At 74.0% G+C, this 10,112-nt stretch carries 10 protein-coding genes and 1 pseudogene; 8 read left to right on the top strand and 3 right to left on the bottom strand.

The features are described 5' to 3' along the window. Nucleotides 1–1,435, top strand: a pseudogene (locus tag ABZY33_RS31830) (hypothetical protein); the annotation flags it as partial. 21 nt (nt 1,436–1,456) lie between these two features. On the opposite strand, the gene ABZY33_RS31825 reads toward ABZY33_RS31830, so the two are convergent. After that, nucleotides 1,457–2,389, bottom strand: coding sequence for a LysR family transcriptional regulator (locus ABZY33_RS31825; protein ID WP_356495184.1), 933 nt, complete (start codon nt 2,387–2,389; stop codon nt 1,457–1,459). A gap of 83 nt (nt 2,390–2,472) precedes the next feature. Here ABZY33_RS31825 and ABZY33_RS31820 point away from each other — a divergent pair, with 83 nt between their 5' ends. Then, nucleotides 2,473–3,699 (top strand): MFS transporter, encoded by a 1,227-nt coding sequence (locus ABZY33_RS31820; protein ID WP_356495183.1) that lies wholly within the window; start codon nt 2,473–2,475, stop codon nt 3,697–3,699. Here ABZY33_RS31820 and ABZY33_RS31815 read toward each other — a convergent pair. Together ABZY33_RS31815 and ABZY33_RS31810 are read right to left on the bottom strand one after the other, a co-directional pair. Further along, nucleotides 3,662–3,946 (bottom strand): DUF397 domain-containing protein, encoded by a 285-nt coding sequence (locus ABZY33_RS31815; RefSeq protein WP_356495182.1) that lies wholly within the window; start codon nt 3,944–3,946, stop codon nt 3,662–3,664. The two genes, ABZY33_RS31820 and ABZY33_RS31815, sit on opposite strands and share 38 nt — an antisense overlap. Continuing rightward, nucleotides 3,906–4,754, bottom strand: coding sequence for a helix-turn-helix transcriptional regulator (locus tag ABZY33_RS31810; RefSeq protein ID WP_356495181.1), 849 nt, complete (start codon nt 4,752–4,754; stop codon nt 3,906–3,908). Before ABZY33_RS31810 ends, ABZY33_RS31815 begins: the two co-directional genes overlap by 41 nt. Nucleotides 4,755–4,868: 114 nt before the next feature. On the opposite strand from ABZY33_RS31810, the gene ABZY33_RS31805 reads away from it, so the two are divergent. The 6 genes from ABZY33_RS31805 (at nt 4,869) to ABZY33_RS31780 (ending at nt 10,092) form a co-directional block, all read left to right on the top strand. Next, nucleotides 4,869–5,261 carry an ATP-binding protein gene (locus tag ABZY33_RS31805; protein WP_356495180.1) on the top strand — a complete coding sequence of 131 codons (393 nt, stop codon included), beginning with the start codon at nt 4,869–4,871 and terminating at the stop codon, nt 5,259–5,261. A gap of 85 nt (nt 5,262–5,346) precedes the next feature. Beyond that, nucleotides 5,347–6,168: a ParA family protein gene (locus ABZY33_RS31800; protein WP_356495179.1), complete on the top strand. Its 822-nt coding sequence runs from the start codon at nt 5,347–5,349 to the stop codon at nt 6,166–6,168. Then, entirely contained in the window at nt 6,168–6,983 is an 816-nt protein-coding gene (locus ABZY33_RS31795; RefSeq protein WP_356495178.1) for a ParB/RepB/Spo0J family partition protein, read from the top strand. The genes ABZY33_RS31800 and ABZY33_RS31795 overlap by 1 nt, the downstream gene beginning before the upstream one ends. A 29-nt stretch (nt 6,984–7,012) precedes the next feature. Next, nucleotides 7,013–8,425 carry a helix-turn-helix domain-containing protein gene (locus ABZY33_RS31790; protein WP_356495177.1) on the top strand — a complete coding sequence of 471 codons (1,413 nt, stop codon included), beginning with the start codon at nt 7,013–7,015 and terminating at the stop codon, nt 8,423–8,425. 91 nt (nt 8,426–8,516) lie between these two features. Beyond that, nucleotides 8,517–9,032 carry a hypothetical protein gene (locus tag ABZY33_RS31785; protein WP_356495176.1) on the top strand — a complete coding sequence of 172 codons (516 nt, stop codon included), beginning with the start codon at nt 8,517–8,519 and terminating at the stop codon, nt 9,030–9,032. A 76-nt stretch (nt 9,033–9,108) separates the two neighbouring features. Continuing rightward, complete coding sequence (locus tag ABZY33_RS31780) at nt 9,109–10,092, top strand: hypothetical protein (RefSeq protein WP_356495175.1); 984 nt, start codon at nt 9,109–9,111, stop codon at nt 10,090–10,092. The last annotated feature ends 20 nt before the right edge of the window (nt 10,093–10,112 follow it).

Below are 10,112 nucleotides of genomic sequence, written 5' to 3'. Positions count from 1 at the left end.
CACCGTCCTTGGCACCAGGACGGGCAGCGGCCCTGGCACCGGCACGAGCACCGGCCTTGGCACCGGCACAGGCAGCGGACCTGGCACGAGCACCGGCCCCGGCCCCGGCACCGTCCTTGGCACCAGGACGGGCAGCGGCCCTGGCACCGGCACGAGCACCGGCCTTGGCACCGGCACAGGCAGCGGACCTGGCACGAGCACCGGTCCTGGCACCGGCACGGGCACCGACCCCGGCACCGACACCAGCACCGACCCTGGCACCGGCACGGTCCGCGGCCCCGATCCCGCCGCCGGCCCGGCCCGCCCCGATGACGAGGGCGACTTCACCACCGCCGCCGACACCCGTAAGGTCACCGCCCTCCCCTACGACCCCGGCATCACCACCGCCCTGGCCCGCATCCAGGACCCCGGCCCGGACCCGGAGGCCTCCCGGGCCCCCTCCTTGTCGCCCTCCCCCTTCCCGTCCGCGACCACGAGCACGACCCCCGGCCTCGACGGCAGCACCGGCCCCAGCGGCGCGAGCCCCTCCGTCTCCGCCGGCGGTGACGAGAGCGACGACACGCCCGACCCCGCCGAGGTCACCCGCCTCACCGGGCTGCTCAAGCAGAACGCCCGGCCCGTCGTCGTCCCGCCGCGCGACCTGTCCGGGACGGCGGCGAACGCGCTCAAGGCCGCCCTCGCCACCGGCACCGACGACGGCTGGCTGGATCTCGAAGGGCTCCGCAACGCCGACGACGACCCGGTGGCGGGCCGGGCGGCGGCGCCCGCGGCCTCCCCGGCCGGGCCGCGCGCCGACGACCTCACCGCGGCGCAACTGCGCGCCGTCGCCGCCGACCTGGACCGCCTGGCCACCCTCGCGAAGGTCCTCGCCGACCCGAAGGGAACCACCGCGTCCGTGCACGCGGCCATGGCGCGGGCCCTGTCCACCGCGTGGCGCCCGCAGCACCACACGGCGCAGCGGGCCTTCCAGCGGCGCACGTCCGCCTTCCTGGCCACGTCCGAGGAGTCCCTGCGCCTCGTGCAGAAGACCACCCTCACCCTCACCTCCGGCGACTCCACGGTCCCGGTGACGGTCGACAACGGCCTCCAGCAGCCGGTCGCGGGCCTGGAACTGCGCGTCTTCTCCAGCGACCCCGAGCGGCTGAAGGTCGGCGACACGAAGCTGCCGGTGGAGGCGGCGGGTTCGGCGAGCCACACCACGCCCATCGACGTCACGGCCAAGGCCAACGGCAAGGCGCGGATCACCGCCCGCCTCTACACCCGCAGCGACGGCAAGCCGTGGGGCGAGCCGATGACGTTCGAGGTGGACGTGACCTCCGTGTCGACGGGCGCGATCTCCGTGGTGGCGGCGGGGGTGGTCCTCATCGTGGCGGCGGCGCTGTTCCGGATGCGGCGGGTGCGCAGGCGGCGGGCGCCGCGGCCCCCGGTGGAGTGAGCCCGCGCGGCACCGTGCGGCTCAGCGGGCCCAGACCGGGACCCAGGTGCCGGCCCGGCGCGGCCCGCCGTACGCGCGCAGCAGGTGCGCGCGCAGGGCCCCGAGGCCCGGGTGCGGGTTGTCGTCCCGCCACAGCAGCGAGTGCGGGTAGACCGGTGTGGGGCGGTGGACCGGGACCGTACGCAGGTCGAGTCCGGCCGGGTAGGCGAGCGGGGTGCGCGGGCCCATGAAGGTGGCGACCGTCGTCGATTCGGCCACCGACTTCAGCAGGTGGTCCGTGCCGAAGTTCGGCCCGGCCGCGTCGATGGTGAGACCGAACTCCGCCGCCAGCTCCTCGTAGTACGCGGTCCATTCCGTGCCCGGGGTCAGACTCGGCATCGAGATCCGGTGTCCGGCCAGGCCCGCCGGGGTGACGCTCCGCGCGCCCGCGAGCGGGTGGCCGGGGCCGGTGACGAGGACGAGGGGCTCGTCGGCGACGCGGGTGCTGCGCACGCCGGGCGGCAGCTGGTCCTCGGGAACGCGGCGGGCCCAGAACGCGGCGTCGACGCTCCCCTCGCGGACCGCGGCGAGGACGGCCTTCCCGGCGGCGCCGAGCGCCACGATGTCGAGCGGCACTTCCGGGTGGTCGCGGTGGAAGTCCTGGACGAGCCCGGCGGTCATGGCGCGGGTGCCCATCACGTCGACGCGCAGCGGGCGCCGCCCCGGCCGCACGGACGCGGTGGCCCGGTCCAGGGCGCGCAGGACGGCCTTGGCGTGTGGCAGGAAGGCCAGCCCGTCCAGGGTCGGCCGGGCGCCGCGCGGCACCCGCGTGAACAGCCGCACGCCCAGCTCCGCCTCCAGCGCCGCGACCCGCTTGGAGACGGCCTGCTGGCTGACGCCCAGCTCCTGTGCGGCCACCTGGAACTGGCCTTCTTCGACGACGGCGACAAAGCTGCGTACGGCTTCGAGATCCACCTCTCCATACAACCACGGGTTGTACGGAGGGGGCGTTTCGGTTGTTTGCCGGGGCCGGTCCCGGACCGCTTGGATCGCCGGTCATGACGCAGATGCGGCTGGGCCGCGACTTCGGGTGGCTGTGGGCGGCGTTCGCGGTGAGCACGGCCGGTACGTGGCTCGCGCTCGACGCGTTCTCGCTGATCGCGGTGACCGTGCTGGACAGCGGCACGGCGCAGGTCTCCTTGCTGGCGGCGGCCGGGCTCGCCGTCGGGGCGCTGCTCGCGGTGCCGCTCGGGCCGTGGATCGAGTTCCGCCGCAAGCGGCCCGCGATGATCGCCGCGGACCTGGTGCGGTGCGCGGCGCTGCTCACGCTGCCCGTGGCGTACGTCCTCGACGCGCTCGGCTTCACCCAGCTGGTGGTGGTCTCGGTGGTCGTCGCCGCCGCCGACATCGTCTTCAAGGCGGCGAGCGGCGCCCATCTCAAGGCGCTGGTCCCGGCGGACGGGCTGCTGGTGGCGAGCGCCCGGTTCGAGACGACGATGTGGACGGCCACCGCGCTCGGCCCGCCGCTCGGCGGCGCCGCGATCAGCGCGTTCGGACCGTTGACGACGGTGGTCGGGGACGCGCTGAGCTATGTCCTGTCGGCGCTCGGCGTCCGCGCGATCCGCGCCGCCGAGCCGGTTCCCTCCGGAGGCGGGCGGGGATTCCGGTGGGCGGAGGTCGGGGCGGGCTGGCGCTACCTCTGGCACCACCCCGAGCTGCGCGGCCTCTTCCTGAACACATCACTCGTGAACGGGCTGATCATGGTCGGCGCCCCGCTCATGGCTGTGCTGATGCTGCGCGAACTCGGCTTCGCCGTCTGGCAGTACAGCCTCGCGTTCAGCGTGCCCTGCCTCGGCGGGCTGGTCGGCTCGCGCCTGGCGCCCCGCCTGGTCCGCCGGTACGGGGCCCTGCGGGTGCTGCGGGTCAGCGGGATCGCACGGGCCTGCTGGCCGGTGGGCCTGGCGTTCACGGGGCCCGGCGTGGGCGGGCTGCTCGTGGTGATGGCCGTCGAGTTCGGCCTGATCGCGTGCTGCGCCGTCTTCAACCCGGTGATGTCCCGCGAGCGCCTCCAGCGGACCCCGTCGGACCGGGTGGCCCGCGTCCTGTCGGCGTGGAGCATCACGAGCACGACGGTCACCGCGGTGCTGACCCTGGCGTGGGGCGGCCTCGCGGCAACCGTCGGTACGCGGGCGGCGCTGGGCGCCGCCGGGGTCCTGTTGCTGGGTACGCCGTTGCTGCTGCGCGCCGCTACGAGGGCAGAGTCCCCTGCGCGGCAGCGTTCGTGAAGGCGCGGAACGCGGTGCGAGTGACGGCGAATACGGCGCCCTCGGGGTCCTTCGAGTCCCGGAGGGCGACGTGCCCCTCCGGGGTGGGGGCGAGTTCCACGCACTCGCCGCCTGCGTTGCCGCTGTACGAGGACTTCTGCCAAGCCGCGCCGTCCAGGGGGGCGCACTCGATGCAGTCGCCTCCAGCGTTGCCGCTGTAACTCGACTTACGCCAAGCCGCGTTCACCGGACTCCGTGCGGTCTCCATAACGCTCCTCCATTACGCGGCTGATGAGTGCGGCCGAGTCCTCCGCGGAGAGGGCCGTGGCCTGCAAGTGAGCGTAACGGAACGAACCATCCCTGACGGTTTCGGAGTTGGCCGTCGCATGACCTTGAGCGAAGTCCTCGGTGTAAAGGATGTCCGGGTCCGCATCAAATCGCATGATGCTGAACGACCCGGCCAAGCTCGTGTGTTGGCCTGCCTCGAACGGCAGCACCTGCACACTCACGTGTCGGCTGTCCCGGAAGCTCAACAAGTGGGCCAGTTGATTCCACATGACCTCCCGGCCACCGATCCTACGCAGCAGCACCGCCTCGTCCAGCACTGCCCACACCTGAGGCGGCCCCTCCCGCTCCAACACCCTCTGGCGCTCCATCCGAGCAGCCACCAGCTCATCGACGTTAGCCGGTGGCGGCGTACCGATCACTGCTCGCGCGTACGCCTCGGTCTGGAGCAAGCCGTAGACAACCTGCGCCTGGTACGTGGACAGGTAGGTGGCCTGCGCCTCCATCCGGGCCATCTCCTGGAACCACGTAGGCAACTGGCTGCGCAACACCAACCCCACGAGCCGCCCAAACGCCCCACCCGTCCCCAGGACGGAGTCCACCCGTTCGGCGAAGTCGCGGGTCGGCACCTTGTGGGCCGTCTCGATCTGGCCCACCAGGGACCCCGTACAGAACAGCTTCGCGCCGAGTTGGGGCTGGCTGAGACCCGCCGCCTCACGCCAGTGCCGTAACTCCGAGCCGAAGTGATCGAGCGGCGACGCGCTCGGGTCGAGTTGCCGGATGTTGGCCATGGGCTACCCCAAACGAAAGTGACCGTCCGCTTCGATACGTAGCCGAGAGTAGCCAGAACGGGTCAGGCTCGTCCCGAGAACGGCTCAACTCGACCCCCCTGACCAGGAGTTGTCATGCACTGCCACGCCATGGACTTCACCGTAGGGACCCATTCGGCCCAGCACGTCCGCCGGATCGTCCGGATCTACCTACGGCAGTGGGGCATGGCGGAGCTGACCGACGCGGCCGAGCTGGCGCTCACGGAGCTGCTCGCGAACGTGGTCCGGCACGTACCGGACCGGCACTGTTCGCTGCTGATCCTGCGGCAGAAGGGCGGCCTCCGCGTCGAGGTCGGGGACCCGGACCCGCGCCGGCCCGTCGTGCAGGCCCCGGCGCAGTGGGAGGAGGGCGGCCGGGGGCTGCTCCTGGTCCAGGCGGTCACGGACCGGTGGGGGGTGCTGCCGAACCCGCCGGGCAAGACGGTCTGGTTCGAATGCGACGCGAAGGCAGGCAGCGAGGACACGTGACGGCGTGTACACGCGCCCCCGCCCCGCCGCACTGCCACAGTGACCACGAACGACCCCCTCAAACCACCCTAATCAGGGAGCATTCGTGGCCCACGTACACGTGATCCTCAACCAGAAGGGCGGCGTGGGAAAGTCCACGCTCGCCGTGAACCTGGCCGCCGTCACCGCCGACGTCCTCGGCGCGGGCGCCCGGCGCGAGGGCGAGCACCCGCCCGTCGTCGCCGTCTCCATCGACCCGCAGGGCTCCGCCGTGTGGTGGTCCGAACGCGTGGGCGAGGGCCTGCCGTTCGACTTCGTCCAGGCCCACAACGACCTGACGGGGCTCGCCGCCCTCTCCCGCATCCCGTCCGTGCAACACGTCTTCGTGGACACGCCGGGCTGGCTCGACCTGGCCGAGGACGACGGCGCCGATCCGCTCGGCAAGGGCGCCGCCGCGGACGCCCTGCGCGCGGTCCTCTCCAGCGCCACCGACGTCATCGTCCCCATCGAGCCCGAGCCGCTCGGTTTCCAGCCGACGCAGCGCACGGTGGAGCGGGTGGTGAAACCGCGCGGCCTGCCGTTCCGCGTCGTCATCAACAACTGGGACCCGCGCGACGGCAAGGCGGACCTGGAGCAGACCCGCGCCTTCGTCGAGGCCCAGGGCTGGCCGCTGGCCCGCGCCGTCGTGCGCCACTACAAGTTGCACACCCGGGCCAGCGCCGATGGCCTCGTCGTCACCCAGTACGGCGCCAACCGCGTCGCCCTCCAGGCCCGCGAGGACTTCTTCCGGCTCGCCCTGGAAGTGGGGCTCGCCGTGATCCCCGCCCCCGCCAAACCTCGTAGGGACAGCAAGCCGCGCACGGACAACAAGGCCCGGACGGACGCCAAGGCCGGCAAGCGCCGCGCCCAGCGGAAGGCGCAGGTCTGATGGGGCGCCGCACCGACCTGTCCTCGCTGCTGTCGGCCGCGGAACCGGAGCGAACGCCCGCCGCGCCCGCCCGGCCCGCCACCGAGCCGCTCACCGTCCCCGTCACCGACCTCACCGAGAACCCCGACAACCCGCGCCACGAACTGCGCGACCTCGACGGCCTCGCCGAGACCGTGCGCGAGCGCGGGGTGCTCCAGGCGCTCGGCGTCGTCCCCGCCGCCGTCTTCCTCGCCGCGCACCCGCACCACAAGGAGGCCATCGGTTCGGCCCCGTACGTCGTCCTGCACGGACACCGCCGTCTCGCCGCCGCCCGGATGGCCGGGCTCGACGAGGTGCCCGTCCTCGTCCGCTCCGACGCCAGCCACAGCGACGAGGACGCGCTCATCGAGAACGTCCAGCGCGACGACCTCACCGAGCTGGAACAGGCCCAGGCCATCCAGGGCCTGATCACCGCCTACGGCTACTCGCAGCGCCAGGTCGCCGCCCGGATCGGCAAGACCCAGGGCTTCGTCTCGCAGCGGCTCTCCCTGATGAAGCTCCGGCCCGACCTGCAAGAGGCGCTCGCCGACGGCCGGGTCTCCGTCGAGGACGCCCGGCGCATCGCCCGCCTCCCGCAGGAGGACCAGCAGCTTCCCGGCCAGTACGGGGAGCTGCCGGCCGCCTCCGTGCCCGCGGCCCGCACCGAGCGGCGCGGGCGCGATTACGGCGTAATCAGGATCGACAGCCGCGGGACGCCGGAGGAGGTGGTCGAGGCGCTGCGCCGGCATCTGGCCCCCGCCTCGCTCGACCGGGTCGTGGAACTGCTGCGCCGCTGAGCGGGGGCCGGGTCGCTTACCGTTGCCCCGTGCTTCCCGTGCCGCCCCCGTCCGTGACCCAGCCGCCGCCCGCCGAGGCCGTCACCCCGCTGCTGCGTGGCCTCGACGTCCTGCGGCGCCTCACGGACGCGGACGGCACCCTCGCCCTGGCCGACCTCGCCCGCGCCACCGGCCTCGCCCGCTCCACCACGGACCGGATCTGCGCGACCCTGGCCCACCTCGGGTACGTACGCCTCGACGGGCGGGACGCCTCCCTCGCCCCGCCCCTCATGGCCGTCGCCAACGCCTGCCTGGACGCTATGCGCGTGCCCGCGCTGCTCGGGCCGCTCGCCGACGCGCTCGCCGACACCCTCGACGAGTCCGTCTCCCTCGCCGTCCCCGACGGCTCCGGCATCCGCTTCGTCCACCAGGTCCTGCGGCGCCGGGCCCTGTCCATCAGCTTCCGCGTGGGTGACGGGTTGCCGGGTGACAGGTGTGCGCCGGGCCTTGTCTTCCGCGACGGGGGGCCGCTGGGTGTTGATGACCAGTTGGTCGAACCCGGGTTGATCGCGGTCGCCGCTCCTGTGCGGGGGCCTGCCGGGGGTGTGGTCTGTGCGGTGAGCGTGGTCAGTCATACGAGCCGGCACGGGGTTTCCTCGCTGCGGGACGCTGTGTGCGGGCCGCTGCTGGAATGTGTCGCCGCGATGGAGGAAGTGCTGGCCGCTTCACCCCAGGCCACGGGGCTCCGCCCCGGACCCCGCTCCTCGAACGCCGGAGAGGCTGAATCGGGCGCTGAATCCGGCAAGGGCATCGTGTCGCTGGCGCGGGGGCTCGGGGTGCTGGTCGCCTTTGACGGGGTGCGGGCGGCGCTGTCGCTGAGCGAGGTCGCCGAGCGGGCCGGGCTCGCGCGGGCCACCGCCCGGCGCGCCCTGCTCACGTACGAGTACGCGGGTTACGTGCTGCGGGAAGGGCGCGGGTACCGGCTCACGCCCCGCGTCCTCGCCCTGGGCTGCGCCCCGCTCTCCCGTACGACGCTGCCGCGCATCGCCGCGCCCCACCTCACCGCACTGTCGGAGGCGATCGGGGAGTCCGTGGGGCTCTCCGTGGCCGACGGGGACCGGGTGCGGTGCACGGCCCGGGTCGCGCCGCGCCGGGTCATGAGCGTCGACATCGGCGTCGGCGCACGGCTGCCCGCCGCCGCGACGGCCGCCGGGCGCGTGCTGGGCGGCGCCGCGCCGGACGGCTCCGGCGTCGTCGCCGTGGACGGGCCGGAGGACGGACTGCGATCCCTGGCCGTCCCGGTGCGGGACCGGGCCGGGCACGTCGTCGCCGCGCTCGACGTCACGGCCCACCAGGGGCGCGGCTCCGCGGAGCGGTGGTCCGGTGCGTTGGCGGCGACGGCGGCCGCGATCGCCGCCGACCTGCACGTGACCTCGCGTTTCGTGCCGGTCCCTGACGACTGAGCCGCTGCACCCCCGGCGCCGCGTTGCGGAACGTATCCCGGGAGCCGTCAATGGAAGGACGGGACAGGGGGGCACCTGAAAGGAGCCCGTCATGGCTCACGCGGCACCCGCACCGGCCCGCTCCACCCGCGCCGGCCGCCCCGCGACCCCGTCGGTGTCGACCACGGCGAAGGTCCTGCCGGTCGTCGCCGGCGCCCTCTACGGCTTCTGGGCGGCGAACATCCAGCGCTTCGGCCACGAAGTGACGGGCGGGAACATCCTGCTCGGGTTCGTCACCGGCATCCTCGTCGCGGCGCTCTGGTTCGCCCTCCACCGGTGGTCCGCGCGCCAGGGCCCGCGCCACATGGGGCTGCGCGCCCTGGCCTGGGCCGCGTTCGCCGGGATCGCCGTGGGCTTCCTGCGCAGCCTCGGCAACGACACGATCCTGTGGTCCGTCGTGCTGGGCGCGATCGTCGCCGCCGCGACGTTCGTGGCGGTGTACTACCGCTACTACTCCGCCACCGAGTACGCCCCGGACCACGGCCCGCAGGGGGCGGCCGGTGCGCCCGCCGCCTCCCCCGCGGCCGCGACCGCCGGCACGACCGCGGGGCGGCGCGTGCGGGTCTGAGTCCGCGGGGCAGCGCCCTCATCCGTATGCAGGCGTCCCGGTCGCGGTCCGCGCGGCCGGGGCCTTGCCTGGAGAGGTGACCCGCACCGGCACCCGTACAGGCACCCTTCCCGGCACCCGCCCGAGCCGCGCCGTCCGCGCGGTGCTCGCCCCCGTCCTGCTCACCCTCGCCTGTCTCCTCGTCCCCCTGGGCACGCTCTCCACCTGGGCGGCGTACGAGATCGGCGACAGCGGGCGCTACGTCTCCGCGATGGCGCCGCTCGCCGCCGACCCGGGTGTGCAGGACGCGGTCGGGGCGGCGGTGACCACCGGGATCATGGCGAACATCAGTGTGGGCCCGCTCCAGTCCACCGTCGAGCAGTACCTGCACGACGCGGTCGTCTCCTTCACGGACACCCCGGCCTTCCAGAACGCCTGGAACACCGCGAACAAGGCCGCCCACGAAGCCGTGCAGCGCGCCCTCGACGAGGGCGGCACCGGCGCCGTCACCCTCGACCTGGCCCCCGTCACCCAGCAGGTGAAGCGGCAGCTCCAGGACGACGGCGTGCCGTTCGCGGCGCAGATCCCGGTCACCCACACCGAGATCACCGTGGTCTCCGCCGGTGACCTGGCCGGGCTGCGCCGGTGGTTCCACCTGCTCCAGCTCGCCGGTCCCTGGCCGCCGCTCGCCTCGCTCGTCCTGACGGCCGCCGGCCTGCTCCTCGCCCCGCGCCGCCGCCGCGCCCTGGTCGCGACGGCCCTCGGCATGGCGCTTGCCGCCGCCGCGCTGCTCATCGCCCTGCCGATCGCCCGTTCCCTCACCCTCGGCGACGTCGACAGCGACACGGACAAGGCGGCGGCCGGGGCGGTGTACGACGCGCTGACCCAGTCGATGCGGACGGTCTCCTGGGTGATCGTGGGTGTGGGCGCGGCGGTGGCGGTGGCCGCCTGGCTGACCGGCCGGTTCGGCATCGGCCTGCCGGGCCGGGGCGCCGGACGCGCCGCGGGGCGGGCCGCAGGGTCACCCGTTCGGCCGTATCCGGAGTGCCGCGAGGCCGTGCCGGGACGAGCATTTACCTGAACGGCACCACTGAGGAGGCG

The organism is Streptomyces sp. NPDC006552 (assembly GCF_040611655.1).
Lineage (GTDB): Bacteria > Actinomycetota > Actinomycetes > Streptomycetales > Streptomycetaceae > Streptomyces.
The sequence above is the reverse complement of the archived record's forward strand: the minus strand, read 5'-3'. Positions and strand labels throughout refer to the sequence as shown.